Here is a 20,074-nt window from a genome sequence, read left to right as displayed (position 1 = left end):
TGCCGTCCCCAAGACGCCCACCGGGACCGCCCGGTTGCACCTCCGGGACGTGGGATCGGTCACGGCCCGATCCGCCCCCCATGCCTGCCGCCGCCGCCGGGCGGCCTGTAACTTCTCACCGTGCCGAACTCCTCCCCCCGCGCCGCGCGTCGCCCCGCCCTGGTCCTGTCCGCCCTCGCACTCGCCTGCGGCGCGGCGCTGACCACCGCACCCGTCGCGCACGCGAAGACCCCCTCCCCCTCGCCCACCCCGACCCCGCCCGCGCGGATGTCGAAGGTCGGCGGCGAGCGGCTGGGGCTCCCCGGCACCCAGGTCAGCCCGCTGGGCGGCGCGCCCGCCCTGCCCGCGAAGCTCACCGCCCGGTCGTGGATCGTCTCCGACGCCGAGACCGGCCAGGTCCTGGCCTCCCACAACGCGCACTGGAAGCTGCCGCCCGCCAGCACGCTCAAGATGCTTTTCGCCGACACGGTGCTGCCCAAGTTCGACAAGGCGCAGACGCACAAGGTGCTCCTCTCCGACCTCGACGGCGTCGGCGCGGGCAGCAGTCTGGTCGGCATCAAGGAGAACCTCACCTACACGGTCCACGACCTGTGGCTCGGTGTCTTCCTCCGCTCCGGCAACGACGCCGTCCACGTCCTGGCCTCGATGAACGGCGGCGTCGACGCGACCGTCCTGGAGATGCAGCGCAAGGCCGAGGACCTGCAGGCGAACGACACCACCGTGGTCTCCCCGGACGGCTACGACATGCCCGACCAGGTCTCCTCGGCGTACGACCTGACCCTCTTCGCCCGATCCGGCCTGCAGAACGCCGACTTCCGCGAGTACTGCTCGACCGTGCGCGCCAAGTTCCCCGGCGAGTGGAAGACGGTGAAGGGCAAGAAGGGCAAGAAGAGCACGAAGAAGCGCGAGAGCTTCGAGATACAGAACACCAACCGGCTGCTCACCGGCGACTACGACATCTCGTCGTACCAGGGCATAGCGGGCGTGAAGAACGGCTACACGAGCAATGCGGGCAACACCTTCACCGGTGTCGCCCAGCGCGGCGACCGCACCCTGCTCGTGACCGTCATGCACCCCGGCGAGGGCCGCAACATGGCCTACAAGGAGGCCGCCCAGCTCTTCGACTGGGGCTTCAAGGCGGACGGCATGGTCACCCCCGTCGGCACGCTGGTGCCTCCGAAGTCCGCCCTCCCCACCGCTTCCCCCTCGGTCTCCGCCCGCCCGACGGCGCGGGCGGGCGAGCAGGCCGCCGCCGACACCTCGTCCGGTGGCGGCGGGGTCTGGACGGCGCTCGCCGTCACCGGCGGATCCGCCCTCGTCGTCGCCGCCCTCGCCTTCCTCGTACGGCGCCGCTGGCCGCTGCCGCAGCGGACGGCGGTCAGCATCCCGGGCCCCACGAAGCCCGGCGACGACGCGCCCGCGAAGCCGGCGGAGGTGGCGGTCACGGCTGCGGAGGCCCCGGAAGAGGCACCGAAGCCCGAGGCAGCGACGGAGGAGGCAGCGGCGGAGGAGGCAGCGGCGGAGGAGGCAGCGGCAGAGGAGGCCGGCGCCCCGGCGGACCGGCCGGTCTGACCTCCGCGGCCCTGAAAACGCTTTCCCAGCAGGGAATTTGGCCTGATCCGCGGCATCGCGGCGCACGGCTCCGGGGCGCGCCGCTAGGGTCGGCGCAAGCCGGGGATCGTTCCCGTCGGTCCCGCGGTCAGACTCCGGCCGGTGGCTCGCGCCACCGGCCGAGTCGTTTCACGACGCGTGCACGCGCCCCCGGGGCGGGGGCGCTCGACGGCGCACGTGCGGCTCGTGCGCCCGCCCCGCTGCGACCGCCCCCTGCCGCGCGGACGGGCCTTGCCAGTACCCAGGTATCAGGCAACCGGTACTGGAAGGGAGCACGCCATGGGCATGTTGTCGGTCTTGGGGCTCGCCCTCGGCCTCGTCGCTGTCGCCTACTGCCTCCGCTCAGCCTTCCGGGCCAAGACCCCCGCAGGCCGCGCCGGCTGGGTCGTCGCCGCCCCGGCGGCGGTGCTGGCCGGGGTCTACCTGGTGGGCTACATCCTGATCACCGTGCTGGTGCTGGCCGCCGCGTGGTTCACCGTCGCGCACTTCCTCCGCTGAACCGATGAGTTCCGGGCGGCGCCCCGGTCCACCTCTGCGTACACCCGATTCCGGAGGAGACCACGATGACCGCCGACGCCACGACCACCACCCCGACCCGCAGCCGCAACCGCGCGAACGCCGCCGTGTGGACCCTGCAGATCCTGCTCGCCCTGTTCTTCGCGATCGCCAGCGCGACGCCGAAGCTCATCGCCCACTCCTCGGCCGTCGAGAGCTTCGACACCATCGGCTACGGCAACTGGTTCATGTACCTCATCGGCGCCCTCGAACTGGCCGGCGCCATCGGCCTGCTCGTCCCGCGCCTCGCCGGGATCGCGGCGGTGGCCTTCATCGGCCTGATGGCCGGCGCGTTCACCTTCCAGATCGTCTACTTCGACGGGGAGAACGCCGCCACGCCCGTCGTCATCGCCGCCCTGATGGGCGTCATCGCATGGCGTCGTCTGCGCCGCGCGTGACCGCGTACGCCACGAAGTCCGCCCACGCGCCGGGCGTGAACGTCAGCCGAGCCCCGGCCCGGTCCTTGGAGTCCCGCACCAGGACCGCGCCGGGGCCGATCGCGACCTCCACGCATTCGCCGCCGTCGTCGTTGCTGTGGGTCGACTTGAACCAGACCAGCTCGCCGCTCATCGCTGCAGTTCCTCCGCCAGCTCCTCGATGAACCGGGCCGAGTGCTCGGGGCCGAGCGCCCGCCGCGCGATCATGTCATGCCGTCGCATGAACAGGCTGACCTTCTCGGGATCCGCGTAGAGCACGCCGGACACCTGCCCTTCCTCATAAGCGAGGTGTTCGTGCTCCGCGGTCTCCACGAGGACGAACGGCCCCAGCAGACCCGGGTGGAAGCCCCCTTCTGTCGGCATGACCTGCACCGTCACGTTCCGCCGTGCGCCGGTTGCCAGAATCTGCCGCAACTGCCGCACCCGTTCGTCGGCGCCACCCCATTCGCGGCGCAGCACCCCTTCCTCCACTACGAAGCTGAACGACCGCGTCTGGGCCTGCATCAGGGACTGTCGCTCCAGGCGGGCGGCAGATCGTTCGTCGATCGTCTCCTCGTCCAGCGGTGGCCAGCGTGAGGCAAGCAACGCGCGCACGTACTCCTCGGTCTGGAGAAGCCCCGGAACGTATTGCGACTGGTAGGAGGACACGGCGATCGCCTCCGCCTCGTACCGCATGAAGTCCTGCGAATACCGCGGGAACCGCTCGGGTTTGAGGAAAGCCTCCGCCGCCGTCAGCTTGCCCTGCGCGCCGCACAGCCCGTCGGCCACCAGGAGCAACCGTTGGGTCGGGCGGCGCCGTCCCTGCTCCATCGACTTGACGGTCTCGTAGCCGTACCCGGCCTCGTCGGCCAACTGCTCACGCGTGACGCCCGCGTGCTCGCGCCAGAGCTTGACCTGGTTGCCGCAGTACCGCCATGCCATCGGGGGCGGGGACACGTCACTCGACACTCGGGTACAACCACCCTCCGTACTCGCGCCGCTACTCGCGAGAGTACGCCCCGACCTGCACTTTTGAGCCATGAACGAGACAACTCCCCCTGCCGAGTGGTGGTTTTCGCGCCACCCGCGCAGCGTCGGCCGGGCCCGGGCAAGACTGCGGGAACAGGCCGACGCGTGGGGCCTCGCACCGGAGGCGACGGACACCGCGGTCCTCCTCCTCAGCGAGCTGATGAGCAACGCGGTCCGCCACGCGCGCGTCCCACCGGATCGGCGGATCGCCGCCCGCGCCGCTCTGGCCTCGGGAGTCCTGCGGGTGGAGGTCTGCGACGCCGGCGACGAGCCACCCGTTCCGCGTCAGGCGTCGGAGACCAACGAGTCGGGGCGCGGCCTCGCGCTTGTGGAGATGCTCGCCGACGCCTGGAACGTTCAGCCTCGGCCGCATGGCATCGGTAAAACGGTCTGGTTCGAACTCAGAGTGACAAAACCATGCGTAAACAGTAGTGACCAGTGGCCTGATCTCGACGTAAGGTTCGCGCCATGGACAGTGACCTGGGACTCCTGAACGTCATCGACGTCGAGGCGACGTGCTGGGACGGCGAGCCGCCGCAGGGCGCGGTGAGCGAGATCATCGAGATCGGGCTGACCGTCGTGGACCTCGTGGCGGGCGAGCGCGTCGCCCGCCACCGCATCCTCGTACGGCCCGCGCGCTCTGCCGTGAGTCCCTTCTGCACCCAACTCACCGGGCTGACCCAGGCCGAGGTGGACTCGGGCCTGGACTTCGCGGACGCCTGCAAACTGCTGGCCGCCGAGCACCGGGCGGTGTCACGCGCGTGGGCCAGCTGGGGCGACTACGACCGCCACCAGTTCAACCGCCAGTGCCGGGCCACCGGCACGACGTACCCGTTCGGCAGCCGGCACACCAACGTCAAGACGCTCTTCACCCAGGCCCACGGACTCACCAAGCGCCCCGGCATGGCGGAGGCGCTGCACCTCGCCGGCCTGCCCCTGGAGGGCCGCCACCACCGCGGTGTGGACGACGCGTGGAACGTCGCCGCCCTCGTCGTCGACCTGGCGGGGCGAGGCGCCTGGCCGGGGATGCCGCTCGACTGAGCCCGTGGGGTCAGGCCTCGACGACCCCGGCGGGAGGGCGAAGCGGTCGGCACCGCGCGGGCGGCGGTCACGCGCCGTCGCCCGGGCGGCGGCCGGTCACTCCGTGCGCAGGCCGTCCGCCCTCATCATCCGCCACAGGGGCGGCAGGCTCAGCAACGTCACGAGCGCGATCGCGGCGGCGCCGATGCCGGCGTAGGGGAGGAAGACCCACCAGTCCTTGACCGGTTTGATCACGATGTCGAGCATGATCTTGCCGAGGACGAGTCCGCCCGCGACGGCGACGGCGGTGCCGACCAGGACCGGGACGGCGGTTTGCCAGAGAACCGACCACACCAGCGTTCTGCGGCGGGTGCCGAACGCCACCAGGACGGACAGCAGACGGCGGCGCTCCCGCAGTTGTTCGATCTGTGCCACGAGCATGCTGGCGGCGATCAGCAGCACGGTGAGGGTGCCGCCGATCTGCAGACCGGTCTGGACGCTGGAGTACTGCTTGTCGCGCTGGACGTCCGCCATCGCGATGACCCGCAGTGTCGGATCGATGCGCGCCGCGGCGTTGCGCAGGCGCTCCGCGGCGTCGGGAACGCGGTGGTCGATCCTGACGGAGGCGGTGGTCGACGCTCCGGGCACGTGGCGCGCACCAAGGGCTCCGGGGGTGGCCAGGATGCCGTCATGGACATCGCCCATGGGGTCGCGGACGGCCGTCACCGTCCGGACGGACGCGGGGAGCGTCCACACCGCGGCCCCGGAGTCGCTGTCGAGGTCGAGGTCGACCCGCTCGCCCGGCCGGGCGGCCTCGTCGGTCCTGAGGTTCTGCGACGTGGCGCTGCGCGATGCTCCGGCCTGATGGGCGACGAAGGCGTCGCCGTCCCGGCACGACGGCAACGACGCGAGGGACCGCAGGGTGGCGCAGGTGCCGAGGGTGAGGGTGGTGACCGCGCGGTACCCCGAGCCGGAGGCCGGGCCCACATAGGTCTCGACGGTGCCGATGACCTCCGAGACGCCCTTGACGTCCTGGAACTCCTGCGCCATGCGCTCCGCCAGTGCGGGGTCGCCGGTGGTGCCGAAGGGAGTGCTGACGCGGAAGTCCGCCCGGGCGACGGCCTGCTGGCTCTGACCGGCCGGTTTGATGAAGTCCTGCTGGATGCCGCCGAACATCATCTGCAAGGTGATGGCGCCTGCCACGGCCACGGTGATGCCGCTCACCGCGCGTGCGGCCGCTCCGCTGTTCAACTGCAGTCGGCGCGTGGCCAGTTGCCAGGGCACCGGCCCTCCGCGCAGCCGGCCCACCGCCGCCTCGACCAGCCACGGCAGAAGGCCGGTCGTTCCGACCAGGACCAGCACGGCACCGACGGCTATGGGATAGGCGCTGACGGACCTCGTCCTCTCGTCGACCGTCCCCGTGAAGGCCAGCACGGCGATGCCGACGACGGGCGCGAGCAGCCGCCACCACAGGCGCCTGCGCCGCAGTGCGGCGTTCCGTACGACTCCCAGCGGCTCGATGGCGACCGAGCGCAACGCCGACTGGGTGACCACGACGGCCCCCGCCAGGATGGCCGCCACGATGAGCCCCGCGAGTCCCGGCGCGGGAGCGACGTCGGCGGGGAAGGCGCTGAGGCCCCACAGCCGCACCGATCCGGCGAACTGGCGGGCCACCGCGAAGAGCCCGGTGCCGACCAGCAGTCCGAGCAGGGCGCCGAAGAGCGCCTCGCCCGCGGCCACGCGGCGGGTCGTGGCGGTGTCGGCGCCGATCAGCCGCAGGGCGGCCAGCCTCCGGTCCCTGCGATCGCCGCCGAAGCGGACGGCGGTGGCGATGAAGATGCCCACGGGAACCAGCAGGACGACGCAGATCATGATGACGAGCACCACGAGCTGCGGATTGAACCGCGCGGAGTGCGGGTGGTGGCCGTACCCGGCGGACCTGATGCCGCCCTTGCCCGTGGTGAGGGTCGAGCTCCCCGCGTAGTACCGGAGTTCGCCGGGGTCGACCAGGCCGCGGTCGGCGATGGTGCCGACGATCCTGTAGTCGATCCGCTGCTTCAGCAGGGCGCCGTCGGGCGAACCGAGGAGTTCGCGCAGGGCGGGTGAGACCACCATCTCGCCGGGCCCGGGAATCCTCCGCACACCGGGCGGCGCGGGCGCCCCCGGTCCGTCCGCGCGCAGCAGTTGCCCGTCGACGGCGTCACCACGGTATTCGGTGCCCGCGTCGTACCAGAGGAAGGTCGTCGCCGTGCGCCTGACCGACACCTCGGAGCTGACGTTGGGGGTCTCGCGTGCGTGGCCGCGCTCGCTCCGGGCGTCGAGGATGTGCGGTACCGAGGCGGCGAGGAACAACAGGGCGACGCCGAGGGCGATGCCCAGTGCCGTCAGGACCGTACGGGTCCATCCCTCGCGGCCCCCGGAGAGCGCGAACCGCATGCCGAGCAGCAGATCGCCAATGGCGGAGGCGGGCTTCGGCGCGGGTGCCGCATACCGGTCAGGGGAGGCCCCGGGGTGGACGTGACGCTGAGACATGATCCGAATATACACGCAGGTTATACACCGTGTGTATAGCGGAGAAGGGCGGCCTGCCCCGGAGGGGCCGCCGCACCGGTCCTGGACGGTGCGGCGGCCCCTCCGTGCTCACGCGCGCCCGGGCTCCTCCGAGCCGCCCGCCCGGGCACCGCTCAGTTCCGCGCTGTGCGGGGTCGCCGTCCACGCCGCGCAGTACAGCAGCAGCTTCGCCGTGAAGTTGATCCACAGCAGCAGCGCGATGGGCACGCCGAAAGCGCCGTACATGCTCTTGGTGGCGACGCTCTGCAGATAACCGCTGATGAGCAGCTTCAGCACCTCGAAGCCGATCGCCCCGATGAGGCTCGCCACGACGACGTCGCGCCGGTGCGGGGTGACCCCGGGCAGCAGGGTGAGCAGGTAGGCGAGGATCAGCAGGTCCACGAGGACGGCGACGCAGAAGCCGACCACCGACAACACGGCGCGCCCCGGGCCGTGTTCGTCGAGGCCGATGGCGTCGCCGACGCGGCCGACGGCGGAACCGGCCAGGGCCGAGCAGACGACGGAGAGCAGCGCGACGGCCCCGAGGCCGACCAGGACGCCGAAGTCCTTGAGCTTCCGGACGAAGGGATTGGCGGGCTCGTCGTCCTTGTGCCAGACCGCCCGGAGGCAGTCGCGCAGGGCTCCCACCCAGCTGACGCCGGTGAGGACCAGCAGGACGGCGCCGATGGCGCCCACCGTGCCTGCGTTGTCCACGAGGCCGCCGATGTTGAGCTGGTCGGCGATGCCGGGGACCTGCTCGGCCAGCTTGTCCTCCAGCTCCTTCAGCCGGGCGGGCGACAGCAGGGCCGCGCCGACGGCGGCGCCGACCGTCAGCAGCGGGAAGAGCGCGACGAAGCTGACGAAGGTGACGGCGGCGGCGAGCCGCGTCCAATGGACGCCCTCCAGGTGCTCGTACGTCCGCCAGGCGTGGGTTCGCATCAGCCGCGCGATCCACGGTCCGATCACTGGGAGCCGAGTCAGCCATTCCATACCGCGCGCCTGCCCTCCGTCACGACGTGCACTCTAGGTGGCGGGCGCCGTCGCGGCGGTGATCGCGTCCAGGACGCGGTCCGTGTCGGCCTCGGATGTACGCCAGTTGCTGAAGGCCGCGCGCAGCGCGGGCACCCCGCCGAGGACGGTGGGGGTCAGGAATGCCTCGCCGGAGGTGGCGACGGCCCGGACGACGGCGTCGACGCGCTCGGGCGTCGGGTCGTCGGCCAGGGTGAAGCAGACGACGTTGAGCCGGACGGGCGCGAGGAGCCGCAGGTGGGGGGCGGCCTCGATGCGCTCGCCGAGGCGCCGGGCGCAGGCGGCGTTGCGTTCGACGACCTCGCGGTGGCCCTCGCTGCCGTAGGCGGTGAGGGCGAACCAGGCGGCCAGGGCGCGCAGGCGGCGGGAGTTCTCCGGGGTGAGGTGGAGGAAGTCGGGGTCGGGGAGGGCCGGCAGGCCGAGGTAGGGCGAGGCGTTGTGGAAGACCCGGACCTGGAGGTCCTGACGGCGTGTGAACTGCACGGCGGCGTCATAGGGCACGTTCAGCCACTTGTGGAGGTCGACGCAGACGGAATCGGCGGCGTCGATGCCCTCGGTGAGGTGCGCGAACGAGGGCGACAGCGCGGCGAAGCCGCCGAAGGCGGCGTCCACGTGGAGCCAGAAGTCGTAACGGTCCTTCAGGGCGGCGACGGCGCGCAGGTCGTCGAAGTCGACGGTGTTGACGGTGCCGGCGTTGGCCACCACCACGGCCGGGCGGCCTCCCAGCGCCTCCAGTGCCGCGGCGAGCCGGCCGACGTCCACCGCCTCGCGGCCGCCGGGCAGCACGGGCAGGCGGGTCAGGGACGACCGCCCGAGGCCGAGCACGGACAGGGCCTTGTCGATACTGGAGTGCGGGGTGCCGGACAGCACCGTCACCGGGCCGAGCGCGCCCAGCCCGTCGCGGGACACGGACACCCCCAGCCGTTCGCCGAGCCACTCGCGCGCGACGGCCAGGCCCACGGTGTTGGAGACGGTCGCGCCGGTCACGAAGGCGCCGCTGTGTGCCTCGCCGAGGCCGACCATCCCCCGCAGCCAGCCGAGGGTCTCACGTTCCAGGGCGGCGGCCGACGAGTCGCCGCCCGAGCCGACGTTCTGGTCGTACGCGCTGGTCAGCCAGTCCCCGGCGATCGCGGCGGGAGTCGCTCCCCCGGTGACGAAGCCCAGGTAGCGCGGCCCGGCGCTGCCCGAGAAGCCGGGTGCCCACCGCCGCGCGAAGAGCGCGAGCGCCTCCTCGGCGCCGGTCCCGGTGACGGGGAGCGGCAGCGGCTCGGGCGCGGGCCCGGGGCGGGCGGCCGGGCGTTCGTCGACGGCGGCCAGCTCACGGGCGGCCAGGTCCCGTACCGACTGCAGGAGTTCGGGGAGGTGCGCGCGGTCCGCGGCGAGTGTGGGGTGCATGGCCGCAGCGTAGGTGGCGGCCGAACGGAGATCATGGTCCACTCGGGGGAAACTGGACCAATGACCCGGGGTATCGCGGAGGCACTCGGCGCCTGGCGCCGCGCGGAACGGTCACTCGCCGGCGGCCTGGCCCGGGCGGTCCGCGAGGCGGTCGTCGACGGGCGCATCGCGGTGGGGACACCCCTGCCCTCGGAACGCGCCCTGGCCCGGTCGCTGGACGTCAGCCGGGGCACCGTCGTGGCGGCGCTGGACCGGCTGCGCGAGGAGGGCTGGGTACGCACCCGGCACGGGAGCGGCAGCGTCGTACGGCTGCCGGCCGGGCTCACCGAGCGCACCGCGCCCTGGTCGCAGGACCACGGCCCGGCGGCCCGACTGGACCTGACGCTCGCCGTGACGTCCGCGCCGCACGAGGCGTACCTGGCCGCCGCCCGCAGGGCCGTCGAGCGCAGCGCGACTCTGCTGGTCGACGCCGGCACCGCTTCGGCGGGGCTGCCGGGGCTGCGGGAGCTGCTGGCCGCGCGCTACACGCGGGAGGGGCTGGCGACCCGGCCCGAGCAGATCCTCGTCACCACCGGCGCTCAGGCCGCGCTCTCGCTGCTCCTGGAGCAGCTGCACACCGACCGGAGGTCCCCGGTGCTCGTGGAGAGTCCCACCTATCCGGGGGCCCTGGCGATCCTGCGGCGGCGCGGCGTACGGCTGGTGTCCGTCCCGGTCACGCCGGCGGACGGCTGGGACGAGGCCCGGCTCGCCGGTGCCGTACGGAGCGCGTCGCCGCGACTGGCCTACCTGGTACCGGACTTCCACAACCCCACGGGCGCGGACATGCCCGCCGCCGTGCGCGCCCGGACCGCGGAGCTCGCCGCCGGAGGCGGCCTGACCGTGCTGGCCGACGAGACGATGCGCGGCCTGGACCTGAGGACCCCGCCGCGACCCGCGCCGCATCTGGCCGGGCCCGGGGTGATCCAGATCGGCTCGGCGAGCAAGGTGCTGTGGAGCGGGTTGCGGGTCGGCTGGATCAGGGCCTCCGCCTCCCTCGTCCGCGACCTGGAGCGGCATCCGCTGCAGGCCCAGGTGTCGCCCCCGCCGCTGGAGCAGCTGATCGCGGAGGAACTGCTCGGGGAGGGGCTGGCCGCCGTACTGGCCGACCGCCGGGCACGGTTGCGGGAGCAGCGCGACCACCTGGTGGGGCTGCTCGCCGGGACGGGGTGGAGCCACTGCGTGCCGCCCGGGGGCCTGTCGCTGTGGGTGCACCTGGGCGGCGGTACGAACGCGGTGGAACTGGCCGCGCGGGCGGCACGACGGGGGCTCGCGGTGACGCCCGGCCCGCGGTTCTCCCCGGACCGGGCGACGCTCACGCACTGTCTGAGGCTGCCCTTCACGGCCACCCCGGACGTGCTCACACGTGCGGTGGGCCTCCTGCGGGAGCCGGGCTGAGCGGCTCGCAGGCACCCGGCTGGTGCGGCACGAGCCGGGGCCCGGGGCCGCCGCTGCCGAAGGGGTAGTCCCACAGGCTGCGCCAGACGCCCTCGTCGTCCTGCTCGTACAGGGCGAAGGAGCCGGCGGTCCAGGTGGCGGCGAAGTCCGCCAGGTCCAGTTGGGCGCGGTCCAGCTCCTCGTCGGGGATGCCGTGACCGATGGTGACATGCGGGTGGTACGGGAACTGCAGCTCACGCCGGACTGGGCCGGAGCGGACGCGCTCCTGGAGCTCGGCGCAGTCGAGGCCGCCCTGGACGAGCTCGACGTAGACGACCGGGGTCACCGGCCGGAAGGTCGCCGTCCCCTCCAGCCGCATCGGGAAAGCGCGGCCGGTGGCGGCGACCTCGGCGAGATGCTCCCGGAAGGCCGGGAGCAGCGCCGTGTCCACCTCGGTGGGCGGGAGCAGCGTGACGTGGGTGGGGATGCAGTACGCCAGCGGGTCTCCGTAGCCGGCGCGGCGCCGCTGCAGCAGGCTGCCGTAAGGCTCGGGGACCGCGATCGACACGCCGATCATGCGGTTTCCCACGTGTTCACCCCTTCCCCGGGTCGGTCCGAGGCATCGTACGCACGCCGTACGACACCACTGCGTCAGCTGCCAGTGTGACGCGCGCGCGGCCCCCCGCGCGAGCGTCGTCCGTCACATCTGCGCGGGACCTAAGGCCCCTCTTTCCGGACGTGGCGACAGCGGCCGTCAGTGCTTCGCGGGCAGGAAGCCGATCCGCTCGTAGGCCTTCGCCAGGGTCTCCGCGGCGACGGACCGGGCCTTCTCGGCGCCCTTGGCGAGGACCGAGTCCAGCGTCTCCGGGTCGCCCAGATACTCCTGGGTGCGCTCGCGGAAGGGGGTGACCCATTCCACGAAGACCTCCGCGAGGTCCGTCTTGAGCGCACCGTAGCCCTTGCCCTCGTACTTCTGCTCGAGTTCCGGGATTCCGGTGCCGGTGAGGGTGGAGTAGATGGTCAGCAGGTTGCTGACGCCCGGCTTCTCCTGCTCGTCGTAGCGGATCACGGTGTCGGTGTCGGTCACCGCGCTCTTGATCTTCTTCGCCGAGGACTTGGGCTCGTCCAGGAGGTTGATCAGACCCTTCAGGGACGCCGCCGACTTGCTCATCTTCGACAGCGGTTCCTGCAGGTCGTAGATCTTCGCCGTCTCCTTGACGATGTACGCGTCCGGGATGGTGAAGGTGTCGCCGAAACGGCTGTTGAAGCGCTCCGCGAGGTCGCGGGTGAGCTCGATGTGCTGGCGCTGGTCCTCGCCGACGGGGACGGCGTTCGCCTGGTACAGCAGGATGTCCGCGACCTGCAGGATCGGGTAGGTGAACAGGCCGACGGTGGCCCGGTCGGCGCCCTGCTTGGCGGTCTTGTCCTTGAACTGGGTCATGCGGGAGGCCTCGCCGAAGCCGGTGAGGCAGTTGAACACCCAGCCGAGCTGGGCGTGTTCGGGGACGTGGCTCTGGACGAAGAGGGTGCAGCGCTCCGGGTCGAGACCGGCGGCGAGGAGCTGGGCGGCGGCGAGCCGGGTGTTGGCGCGCAGCTCGGCCGGGTCCTGCGGAACGGTGATTGCGTGCAGGTCGACGACCATGTAGAAGGCGTCGTGGGACTCCTGCAGGGCCACCCACTGGCGGACCGCGCCCAGGTAGTTGCCCAGGTGGAACGAGCCTGCGGTGGGCTGAATGCCGGAGAGCACACGGGGTCGATCGAGAGCCATGACACTCATTCTCTCAGGTCCGCGCCGAATCTTTGCCCGCGCCGGGAACCCGGGACGGGGCAGCGGTGTAGTAGGGGTGACGGAAGCCGCACGGGGGCGGTGCCGGGCAGCGGAAGGGGGTCCGCCACGGAGGGGGAGGCGGCGGTGATCGCGCGCGTACGCGCCGGCGAGCGGGAGGCGTACGCGGAGCTGGTGCGCCTGCACGCGGATGTCGCGCACTGGACCGCCGTGCTGCTCGGAGCGGGCGCGGACGCGGAGGACGTGGTGCAGAACTCGTTCGTCAAGGCGTACCGCGCGCTCGCGGGCTTCCGGGAGGGCGCGGCCTTCCGGCCGTGGCTGCTGCGGATCGTCGCCAACGAGGCCCGCAACGCCGGACGGGCGGCGCGCCGTCTGCGGTCGGCGGTGGAGCGCAACGCGGCGCTGGAGGCCCTTCCCCCGGTGGCGGAGGACCCGGAGTCGCTGGCGGTGTCGCGGGAGCGCCGGGCCGAGCTGCTGGCCGCCGTCCAGGGGCTGAGCGAACCGCACCGGATGGTGGTCACCTGCCGCTATCTGCTGGATCTGGACGAGGAGGAGACGGCGACGGTGCTCGGCTGGCCGCGCGGCACGGTGAAGTCCCGGCTGCACCGGGCCCTGGCCCGGCTGCGGGCCGGGCTCGTCGAACCCGTTGCGGCCACCTCGTACGAGGACGGGGGGCGGCGCCGATGACGGACCGGCTCCCGGAGGAGCTGCGCGAGGCGGGCCGGCGACTGGACATCCCTGCGCCGTCGCCCGACTCGGTCGCCGAGCAGGTGCTGGCCCGGTTGCTGGCCGAGGCGGTGCCGGACCCCGTCACGCCGGGGCCGGGCGGGTCGGGGCGGGTCGCGCGGGCCCGCGCGTGGGCGGCGGCGCGGTGGCGGGCCCTGACGGCGGTGCTGTGCGGGCTGCTGGTGGTGCTGGTGGTGACCCCGCCGGTACGCGCCTCGGTCGCGGACTGGTTCGGCTTCGGCGGTGTCGTCGTACGCCGGGACCCCTCGGCCGCACCGGGTCCGGGTTCCCCGCCGCCGGTGCGGGGGCGCGCGCCGCTGGACGGGGCCTATGTTCCGGCGGAGCTGGGTGAGCCGGACGGGGTGACGGTCGCCGGCGGCGGGCGGGTGCTGTCCATGAGCTGGCAGGTGGACGGCGGCACGGTACGGCTCGACCAGTTCCGGGCCACGATCGACATGATCTTCGTCAAGAAGGCCGGCGCCGCGGTCGAGTGGGTGAAGGTGGACGGCGACGACGGGATGTGGTTCGCCGAGCCGCACTTCGTCCAGCTCGTCGACCCCGAGGGCCGCAGCCGCCGCGAGGCCCCGCGGACCGCCGGACCCACCCTGGTCTGGCAGCGCGGCGGGACGACGCTGCGCCTGGAGGGTGTGCCGGACCGCGCCCGCGCGATCGCCATCGCGCGGTCCGCCCGCGCGCGTCAGGCCTTTGCGCCGACTCTTTCCGCCGACTCCCATGGCTGAACGGGAACCTCGGGGGCCCGGGCGGTGTAACAGGGGCAGGACCGAGCGAGAGGGGGGCCGGATGCGGATCAGAAGGTTCGTCACCTGGGCCGCAGTCACCGTCACGGCGCTGGCCGCCGTGCTCAGCGGGGCGGAACCGGCCGCCGCGGGCGGGCCGACCAGCGTGATGCTGGTGTCGCCGGGCAGCGGCAAGGCCGGCGCTCTCTACATCTCTTCACCGGAGTATCGGCTGCTGGACGAGTCCATCGGGCGCGGGCCCGGCAGATCCGCTCCGCCCTCGCTGGCGGATGTCATGAATGGCGGACAACGTCAGATCACCGTCAGCTGGCTGATCCACGATGTCTCGGTCTACAGGGTCGACTACGTCTATCCGGACGCTGCCGGCGGTCCTTGGGTCCACAGCCGCGACGCGACCGCATCGGGCCTGCCCGAGAAGGGCGTGTGGCACAAGGCGGCCCAGCCGAAGGCGCTCGACAGCCTGCTCGACCGGATGGGCCTCATGGGGCCGGACAAGAGCCTCAGCATGAGCGCCCCCGACTATCCGCTCGGCCTTGAGGACAGCGGCACCGAGGCCCCGGACACCGCGACGGACCCGGCGACGGCCACCCCGCAGGCAGCGGCCGCCGGGGACGCCGGCGGCCCGGCCGACTGGTGGTTGTCCCTGACCGGGCTGGGCGTCGGCCTGGCCGTCGGCAGCGCCGGCACGGTCCTCGCGCTGCGCCTGATATCCCGCCGGACGCCGCGGGAGCCGGGCCCCCGTCAGCAGCTGGTCGACGCCTGACGCGACAGGGGTGCGTGCCGCGGCGGCACGCACCCCGCTCGGGCGGTCCGTCAGCTCAGGTCGATCCCGGGGTAGAGCGGGAAAGCGGCCAGCAGGTCCGTCGCGCGCTGCGCGATCTCGCCGGAGACCTTCTCGTCCAGTACGTGCTGCGCCTTGGAGGGCTTGCCGGCCGAGGTGACACCCGCCGTCGTGGCGGTGAGCACCCGGTCGATCAGCCCGGCGATCTCGTCCATCTCGCCCGTGCCGAGACCACGCGTGGTCAGCGCCGGGGTGCCGATGCGGATGCCGGAGGTGTACCAGGCGCCGTTGGGGTCCTGGGGAATGGAGTTGCGGTTGGTGACGATGCCGGAGTCCAGGAGCGCCGCCTCGGCCTGACGGCCGGTGAGCCCGTAGGAGGACTCGACGTCGATGAGGACGAGGTGGTTGTCCGTGCCGCCGGTCACGAGCGTGGCACCGCGCCGCAGCAGCCCCTCGGCCAGGGCCTTGGAGTTCTCGACGATGCGCTGCGCGTAGTCGTGGAAGTCCGGACGGCGGGCCTCCGCCAGGGCCACCGCCTTGGCGGCCATCACGTGCGGCAGCGGGCCGCCGAGCACCATGGGGCAGCCGCGGTCGACCTGCTCGGCGAGCGACGAATCGCACAGCACCATGCCGCCGCGCGGTCCGCGCAGCGACTTGTGCGTGGTGGTGGTGACGATCTGCGCGTGCGGCACGGGGTCGAAGTCACCGGTGAGGACCTTGCCGGCGACCAGGCCCGCGAAGTGCGCCATGTCGACCATCAGCGTGGCACCGACCTCGTCGGCGATCTCCCGCATGATGCGGAAGTTCACCAGCCGGGGGTAGGCGGAGTAGCCCGCCACGATGATCAGCGGACGGAACTCGCGGGCGGTCTTGCGCAGTGCCTCGTAGTCGAGCAGGCCGGTGGCGGGGTCGGTGCCGTAGCTGCGCTGGTCGAACATCTTGCCCGAGATGTTGGGCCGGAAGCCGTGGGTGAGGTGGCCGCCGGCGTCGAGCGACATACCGAGCATCCGCTGGTCGCCGAGCTCGTGGCGCAGCCGCGCCCAGTCCTCCTCGGTCAGGTCGTTGACCTGCCGGGCCCCGGCGCGCTCCAGCGCGGGCGCCTCCACCCGTGCGGCGAGCACGGCCCAGAAGGCGACGAGGTTGGCGTCGATGCCCGAGTGCGGCTGCACATAGGCGTGCTGGGCGCCGAAGACCTCGCGCGCGTGCTCGGCGGCGAGCGCCTCGACGGTGTCGACGTTGCGGCAGCCGGCGTAGAAGCGACGGCCGACGGTGCCCTCGGCGTACTTGTCGCTGAACCAGTTGCCCATGGCCAGCAGCACGGCCGGGGAGGCGTAGTTCTCGCTGGCGATGAGCTTGAGCGAGGCGCGCTGGTCCTCGATCTCCTGCCCGATGGCGTCGGCCACGCGCGGCTCGACTCCCCGGATCACGTCAAGGGCACTGCGGAAGGCGGTGGATTCGGTGGAACCGCTCGGCATGTCAGACCTCCTGCTGCACGGCACGGCATACGGGACGGCCCAGGCGCTCGGCACACAGTTCACGGGCCGCTCCCCGATGGTCAGTCCCATCCCAGCGCGCCAGTCACGACCCGTGGCCAGCCTAGCAACGCCTGTCGGGGCAGCGCCCGCCGCAATGTTTCTTCGCATCCCGGACGAGCGACGATAGAAAGGGGCCCCACCGGGCCCCAGCGCCACAACTCCCGACGTACCACGAACGGAGCACTCACGTGTCGACCCCCGCCGAGCACATCGCCGCCGCCGAGGCGCACAGCGCCCACAACTACCACCCCCTCCCGGTCGTCGTCGCCTCCGCCGACGGCGCCTGGGTGACGGACGTCGAGGGCCGCCGCTACCTCGACATGCTCGCCGGCTACTCGGCGCTGAACTTCGGGCACCGCAACGCCCGTCTCATCGAGGCCGCCAAGGCCCAGCTCGACCGGGTGACGCTCACCTCCCGCGCCTTCCACCACGACCGCTTCGCGCAGTTCTGCACGGAACTGGCCGAGCTGTGCGGCATGGAGATGGTGCTGCCGATGAACACCGGCGCGGAGGCCGTGGAGACCGCGGTGAAGACGGCCCGCAAGTGGGGCTACAAGGTCAAGGGCGTCCCGGACGGCCAGGCCAAGATCGTCGTGGCCGCGGACAACTTCCACGGGCGGACGACCACCATCATCAGCTTCTCCACCGACCCCGAGGCCCGCGCGGACTTCGGCCCGTACACCCCGGGCTTCGAGATCGTCCCCTACGGCGACCTGGCCGCGCTGGAGGCGGCACTGGACGACCGCACGGTGGCCGTGCTGATGGAGCCCATCCAGGGCGAGGCAGGGGTCCTCGTGCCGCCGGCCGGCTACTGGGCGGGGGTGCGCAGGCTCACCGCCGAGCGCGGGATCCTCTTCATCGCAGACGAGATCCAGTCGGGACTGGGCCGGACGGGGAAGACCTTCGCGTCGGAGCACGAGGGCGTCGTCCCGGACATGTACGTGCTCGGCAAGGCGCTCGGCGGCGGCGTCGTACCGGTCTCCGCCGTCGTGTCGTCGGCGGAGGTGCTCGGGGTGTACCGGCCCGGGGAGCACGGCTCCACCTTCGGCGGCAACCCGCTGGCCTGCGCGGTGGCGCTTGAGGTCCTCGCGATGCTGCGCACCGGCGAGTACCAGCAGCGGGCCACCGAGCTGGGCGACCACCTGCACCACGAGCTGGCCCTGCTGACCGGCAGCGGAGCCGTCACCACGGTCCGCGGCCGGGGTCTGTGGGCGGGCGTGGACATCGCCCCCGAGCACGGCACGGGCCGGCAGATCTCCCAACGGCTCCTGGAGCGGGGCGTCCTGGTCAAGGACACCCACGGCTCCACGATCCGGCTCGCGCCGCCGCTGGTCGTCTCCAAGGAGGACCTGGACTGGGGGCTGGACCAGCTGCGGGCCGTGCTGTCGGCCTGACGGCCGGGAACGGGGACGGGGCGTCCCGGCGGTCAGACGCCGTCGGGGCGCACCGACGGGGACATCCGCGTCGTCACGCCGATGCGGTTCCAGGCGTTGATGGTGATGCACATGGCGATCAGCCGGGACAGCTCGTCCTCGTCGAAGACCCGGGCGGCCCCGTCGTAGACCTCGTCCGGGACGCCGCCCTCGCCGAGCCGGGTCACCGCCTCGGCGAGGGCCAGGGCGGCCCGCTCGCGCACGGTGAAGAACGGGGTCTCGCGCCACACGGCGAGCCCGTGCAGCTTCTGCTCGGTCACCCCCAGCTTGCGGGCGTCTGCGGTGTGCTGGTCGACGCAGAAGGCGCAGCCGTTGAGCTGGGAGGCGCGGGCCTTCACCAGTTCCTTGATCACCGGGTCGAGGCCGTCGGCCGCCGCCGCGTCCAGGGCGATCATCGCCTTGTAGAAGTCGGGGGCGGTCTTGGCGAGCACCATACGCGGCGCGTGGGCGGGGACCAGGTCGTGCGCGCCGAGGTCGGACGGGGTGCCGGTGGAAGTCGTGGTCGTCGTCATGCAACCCAACGTAGTGACGGGGTGGCCTCGGCCCGTGGTCCACTTGGGGTGTGAACGAGTGGGCCATTTCCGGAGTCGACCTCCATCTGGACCTCGCCGGGGGCGCCGGTGCGCGCACCGGGCTGGAGAACGCGCTGCGTGAGGCGGTGCGCGTCGGCCGGCTCACCCCCGGCACGCGGCTGCCGTCCTCGCGGGTGCTCGCCAAGGACCTGGGCATCGCCCGCAACACCGTCGCCGACGCCTACGGGCAACTGGTCGCCGAGGGCTGGCTGACCGCCCGCCAGGGCTCCGGCACCCGCGTCGGCCACGGCTGGCACCCTGCCGGGGCGCCGCCCGCCGCCCGTGCCCGCGGCGCCGGTCCGCGTCCCGTCGACGGCACAGGCGCGGCGGTGGGGCCGCTGACGCCGTTCGGGCACCGGGACCACGTCCCGTACGACCTGCGGCCCGGCGCACCCGACCTCGGCTCCTTCCCCCGTGCCGCATGGGCCGCCGCCGCGCGCCGCGCGCTCGCGGCCGCCCCCAACGAGGCCTTCGGCTACATCGACCCGCGCGGCCGCCCCGAGCTGCGCGAGGCCCTGGCGGCGTATCTGGGCCGGGTGCGCGGGGTCCGCACCACACCGGAACTCCTGGTGGTGTGCACGGGCTTCGTCCAGGCCTCCGGGCTCCTCGGCCGCGCACTGCGCGCCCGCGGGGCCCGCCGCGTCGCCGTGGAGGCCCTGGGCTACCCGCACACCCTGCGCATCCTGCGGGCGGCGCGGCTCACCACCGTCCCGCTGCCCGTCGACGAGGACGGCGCCCGCGTCTGCGCCCTGGACGCCGGTGTCGACGCCGCGCTGCTCACGCCCGCGCACCAGTTCCCGTACGGCACCCCGCTCTCACCCGAACGGCGTACGGCGACGGTGGCCTGGGCCCGTGACACGGGCGCAGTGGTGATCGAGGACGACTACGACGGGGAGTTCCGCTACGACCGGCAGCCGGTGGGCGCCCTGCAGGGCCTGGCGCCCGAACACGTCGTCTACGCGGGAACGGCCAGCAAGAGCCTCGCCCCCGGACTGCGGCTGGCCTGGCTCGCCCTGCCGCCCGCCCTCCTCGAACCGGTCCTCGACGAGAAGATCCTCGCCGACCACCACTCCCCCGTACTCGACCAGCTCACTCTCGCCGAACTGATCGCCTCCGGCGCGTACGACCGCCATGTGCGCCGCATGCGGCTGCACTACCGCCGCCGCAGGGACCGTCTCGTCGCCGCGCTCGCCGCCCACGCGCCCGCCGTACGGGTGTCGGGCATCGCCGCCGGCCTCCACGCCGTGCTGCGCCTGCCGCCGGGCACCACGGCCGAAGCAGTGGTCGGGCAGGCCCGGGAGCACGGCCTCGCCCTGCAGAGCCTCGCCGAGTTCGGCGGCACGGACGACGACGCGATCGTCGTCGGCTACGGCACCCCGCCCGAGCACGCCTTCGCCGGGGCCGTGGACGCGCTCTGCGGGCTGCTCGCCGCGCACACTCCATGACGCGGCCCGCCGCCGCGCCC

General features: G+C 72.9%; 20 protein-coding genes and 1 riboswitch. Of the genes, 11 read left to right on the top strand and 9 right to left on the bottom strand.

Annotated features, from left to right (window positions below; all coding sequences use genetic code 11):
• Positions 1–120: 120 nt before the first annotated feature.
• The 3 genes from ACWDAS_RS09780 (at position 121) to ACWDAS_RS09770 (ending at position 2,564) form a co-directional block, all read left to right on the top strand.
• Positions 121–1,572, top strand: coding sequence for a D-alanyl-D-alanine carboxypeptidase family protein (locus ACWDAS_RS09780; RefSeq protein ID WP_450388340.1), 1,452 nt, complete (start codon positions 121–123; stop codon positions 1,570–1,572).
• Between the two features lie 318 nt (positions 1,573–1,890).
• The gene (locus tag ACWDAS_RS09775; RefSeq protein WP_450388339.1) at positions 1,891–2,109 is read left to right on the top strand and encodes a hypothetical protein; all 219 of its coding nucleotides are present in this window, start codon (positions 1,891–1,893) and stop codon (positions 2,107–2,109) included.
• Positions 2,110–2,174: 65 nt separating this feature from the next.
• Positions 2,175–2,564, top strand: a complete 390-nt coding sequence (locus ACWDAS_RS09770) for a DoxX family protein (protein ID WP_450388338.1) — start codon at positions 2,175–2,177, stop codon at positions 2,562–2,564.
• On the opposite strand, the gene ACWDAS_RS09765 is transcribed toward ACWDAS_RS09770, so the two are convergent.
• Both ACWDAS_RS09765 and ACWDAS_RS09760 read right to left on the bottom strand, forming a co-directional pair.
• Complete coding sequence (locus ACWDAS_RS09765; protein ID WP_450388337.1) at positions 2,533–2,736, bottom strand: DUF397 domain-containing protein; 204 nt, start codon at positions 2,734–2,736, stop codon at positions 2,533–2,535. The genes ACWDAS_RS09770 and ACWDAS_RS09765 overlap by 32 nt on opposite strands.
• The gene (locus tag ACWDAS_RS09760; protein WP_450388336.1) at positions 2,733–3,524 is read right to left on the bottom strand and encodes a helix-turn-helix domain-containing protein; all 792 of its coding nucleotides are present in this window, start codon (positions 3,522–3,524) and stop codon (positions 2,733–2,735) included. The genes ACWDAS_RS09765 and ACWDAS_RS09760 overlap by 4 nt, the downstream gene beginning before the upstream one ends.
• A 97-nt stretch (positions 3,525–3,621) precedes the next feature.
• Between ACWDAS_RS09760 and ACWDAS_RS09755 the strand changes: the two genes are divergently transcribed.
• Complete coding sequence (locus ACWDAS_RS09755; RefSeq protein WP_450388335.1) at positions 3,622–4,104, top strand: ATP-binding protein; 483 nt, start codon at positions 3,622–3,624, stop codon at positions 4,102–4,104.
• Complete coding sequence (locus ACWDAS_RS09750; RefSeq protein ID WP_450388334.1) at positions 4,080–4,652, top strand: exonuclease domain-containing protein; 573 nt, start codon at positions 4,080–4,082, stop codon at positions 4,650–4,652. Before ACWDAS_RS09755 ends, ACWDAS_RS09750 begins: the two co-directional genes overlap by 25 nt.
• 96 nt (positions 4,653–4,748) lie before the next feature.
• Here the strand turns inward: ACWDAS_RS09750 and ACWDAS_RS09745 are convergent, their stop codons facing one another.
• The 3 genes from ACWDAS_RS09745 to ACWDAS_RS09735 form a co-directional block, all read right to left on the bottom strand.
• Complete coding sequence (locus ACWDAS_RS09745) at positions 4,749–7,163, bottom strand: FtsX-like permease family protein (RefSeq protein WP_450388333.1); 2,415 nt, start codon at positions 7,161–7,163, stop codon at positions 4,749–4,751.
• 108 nt (positions 7,164–7,271) lie between these two features.
• A complete protein-coding gene (locus tag ACWDAS_RS09740) occupies positions 7,272–8,171 on the bottom strand; it encodes a YihY/virulence factor BrkB family protein (protein WP_450388332.1) in 900 nt (299 codons plus the stop codon).
• A gap of 33 nt (positions 8,172–8,204) precedes the next feature.
• Positions 8,205–9,605 carry a pyridoxal phosphate-dependent decarboxylase family protein gene (locus ACWDAS_RS09735; protein ID WP_450388331.1) on the bottom strand — a complete coding sequence of 467 codons (1,401 nt, stop codon included), beginning with the start codon at positions 9,603–9,605 and terminating at the stop codon, positions 8,205–8,207.
• 60 nt (positions 9,606–9,665) lie between these two features.
• On the opposite strand from ACWDAS_RS09735, the gene ACWDAS_RS09730 reads away from it, so the two are divergent.
• On the top strand, positions 9,666–11,039 hold the full coding sequence (locus ACWDAS_RS09730) for an aminotransferase-like domain-containing protein (RefSeq protein ID WP_450388330.1): 1,374 nt from the start codon (positions 9,666–9,668) through the stop codon (positions 11,037–11,039).
• Here the strand turns inward: ACWDAS_RS09730 and ACWDAS_RS09725 are convergent.
• Both ACWDAS_RS09725 and trpS read right to left on the bottom strand, forming a co-directional pair.
• Complete coding sequence (locus tag ACWDAS_RS09725) at positions 11,002–11,607, bottom strand: 2'-5' RNA ligase family protein (RefSeq protein ID WP_450388329.1); 606 nt, start codon at positions 11,605–11,607, stop codon at positions 11,002–11,004. The two genes, ACWDAS_RS09730 and ACWDAS_RS09725, sit on opposite strands and share 38 nt — an antisense overlap.
• 165 nt (positions 11,608–11,772) lie before the next feature.
• Positions 11,773–12,786, bottom strand: a complete 1,014-nt coding sequence (trpS, locus tag ACWDAS_RS09720) for a tryptophan--tRNA ligase (protein WP_450388328.1) — start codon at positions 12,784–12,786, stop codon at positions 11,773–11,775.
• 144 nt (positions 12,787–12,930) lie between these two features.
• Between trpS and ACWDAS_RS09715 the strand changes: the two genes are divergently transcribed.
• From ACWDAS_RS09715 to ACWDAS_RS09705, 3 genes are all read left to right on the top strand, one after another.
• Entirely contained in the window at positions 12,931–13,491 is a 561-nt protein-coding gene (locus tag ACWDAS_RS09715) for an RNA polymerase sigma factor (RefSeq protein ID WP_450388327.1), read from the top strand.
• Entirely contained in the window at positions 13,488–14,270 is a 783-nt protein-coding gene (locus ACWDAS_RS09710) for a hypothetical protein (protein ID WP_450388326.1), read from the top strand. The genes ACWDAS_RS09715 and ACWDAS_RS09710 overlap by 4 nt, the downstream gene beginning before the upstream one ends.
• 61 nt (positions 14,271–14,331) lie before the next feature.
• Positions 14,332–15,051 (top strand): hypothetical protein, encoded by a 720-nt coding sequence (locus ACWDAS_RS09705; RefSeq protein ID WP_450388325.1) that lies wholly within the window; start codon positions 14,332–14,334, stop codon positions 15,049–15,051.
• A 50-nt stretch (positions 15,052–15,101) separates the two neighbouring features.
• Here ACWDAS_RS09705 and ACWDAS_RS09700 read toward each other — a convergent pair whose 3' ends face one another.
• Positions 15,102–16,544, bottom strand: a complete 1,443-nt coding sequence (locus ACWDAS_RS09700; RefSeq protein WP_450388324.1) for a glycine hydroxymethyltransferase — start codon at positions 16,542–16,544, stop codon at positions 15,102–15,104.
• A gap of 30 nt (positions 16,545–16,574) precedes the next feature.
• A riboswitch (ZMP/ZTP riboswitch) is annotated at positions 16,575–16,661 on the bottom strand.
• Between the two features lie 131 nt (positions 16,662–16,792).
• On the opposite strand from ACWDAS_RS09700, the gene rocD reads away from it, so the two are divergent.
• Positions 16,793–17,998 (top strand): ornithine--oxo-acid transaminase, encoded by a 1,206-nt coding sequence (gene rocD, locus ACWDAS_RS09695; RefSeq protein WP_450388323.1) that lies wholly within the window; start codon positions 16,793–16,795, stop codon positions 17,996–17,998.
• Between the two features lie 32 nt (positions 17,999–18,030).
• On the opposite strand, the gene ACWDAS_RS09690 is transcribed toward rocD, so the two are convergent.
• Positions 18,031–18,549, bottom strand: coding sequence for a carboxymuconolactone decarboxylase family protein (locus tag ACWDAS_RS09690; protein WP_450388322.1), 519 nt, complete (start codon positions 18,547–18,549; stop codon positions 18,031–18,033).
• 50 nt (positions 18,550–18,599) lie between these two features.
• Between ACWDAS_RS09690 and pdxR the strand changes: the two genes are divergently transcribed.
• Positions 18,600–20,054 (top strand): MocR-like pyridoxine biosynthesis transcription factor PdxR, encoded by a 1,455-nt coding sequence (gene pdxR, locus ACWDAS_RS09685; protein ID WP_450388321.1) that lies wholly within the window; start codon positions 18,600–18,602, stop codon positions 20,052–20,054.
• Positions 20,055–20,074 lie beyond the last annotated feature (20 nt).

The organism is Streptomyces sp. NPDC001070, from assembly GCF_053598835.1.
Note: the sequence above shows the minus strand (reverse complement) of the source record. Positions and strands in the feature narration are given on the sequence as shown.

What these genes read in the sequence shown, in the direction of transcription:
- ACWDAS_RS09775 (WP_450388339.1), top strand. Translation starts at nt 1,891, where the DNA reads ATGGGCATGTTGTCGGTCTTGGGGCTCGCCCTCGGCCTCGTCGCTGTC.
- ACWDAS_RS09770 (WP_450388338.1), top strand. Translation starts at nt 2,175, where the DNA reads ATGACCGCCGACGCCACGACCACCACCCCGACCCGCAGCCGCAACCGC.
- ACWDAS_RS09765 (WP_450388337.1), bottom strand. Translation starts at nt 2,736, where the DNA reads ATGAGCGGCGAGCTGGTCTGGTTCAAGTCGACCCACAGCAACGACGAC.
- ACWDAS_RS09760 (WP_450388336.1), bottom strand. Translation starts at nt 3,524, where the DNA reads ATGGCATGGCGGTACTGCGGCAACCAGGTCAAGCTCTGGCGCGAGCAC.
- ACWDAS_RS09755 (WP_450388335.1), top strand. Translation starts at nt 3,622, where the DNA reads ATGAACGAGACAACTCCCCCTGCCGAGTGGTGGTTTTCGCGCCACCCG.
- ACWDAS_RS09750 (WP_450388334.1), top strand. Translation starts at nt 4,080, where the DNA reads ATGGACAGTGACCTGGGACTCCTGAACGTCATCGACGTCGAGGCGACG.
- ACWDAS_RS09745 (WP_450388333.1), bottom strand. Translation starts at nt 7,163, where the DNA reads ATGTCTCAGCGTCACGTCCACCCCGGGGCCTCCCCTGACCGGTATGCG.
- ACWDAS_RS09740 (WP_450388332.1), bottom strand. Translation starts at nt 8,171, where the DNA reads ATGGAATGGCTGACTCGGCTCCCAGTGATCGGACCGTGGATCGCGCGG.
- ACWDAS_RS09735 (WP_450388331.1), bottom strand. Translation starts at nt 9,605, where the DNA reads ATGCACCCCACACTCGCCGCGGACCGCGCGCACCTCCCCGAACTCCTG.
- ACWDAS_RS09730 (WP_450388330.1), top strand. Translation starts at nt 9,666, where the DNA reads ATGACCCGGGGTATCGCGGAGGCACTCGGCGCCTGGCGCCGCGCGGAA.
- trpS (WP_450388328.1), bottom strand. Translation starts at nt 12,786, where the DNA reads ATGGCTCTCGATCGACCCCGTGTGCTCTCCGGCATTCAGCCCACCGCA.
- ACWDAS_RS09710 (WP_450388326.1), top strand. Translation starts at nt 13,488, where the DNA reads ATGACGGACCGGCTCCCGGAGGAGCTGCGCGAGGCGGGCCGGCGACTG.
- ACWDAS_RS09705 (WP_450388325.1), top strand. Translation starts at nt 14,332, where the DNA reads ATGCGGATCAGAAGGTTCGTCACCTGGGCCGCAGTCACCGTCACGGCG.
- ACWDAS_RS09700 (WP_450388324.1), bottom strand. Translation starts at nt 16,544, where the DNA reads ATGCCGAGCGGTTCCACCGAATCCACCGCCTTCCGCAGTGCCCTTGAC.
- ACWDAS_RS09690 (WP_450388322.1), bottom strand. Translation starts at nt 18,549, where the DNA reads ATGACGACGACCACGACTTCCACCGGCACCCCGTCCGACCTCGGCGCG.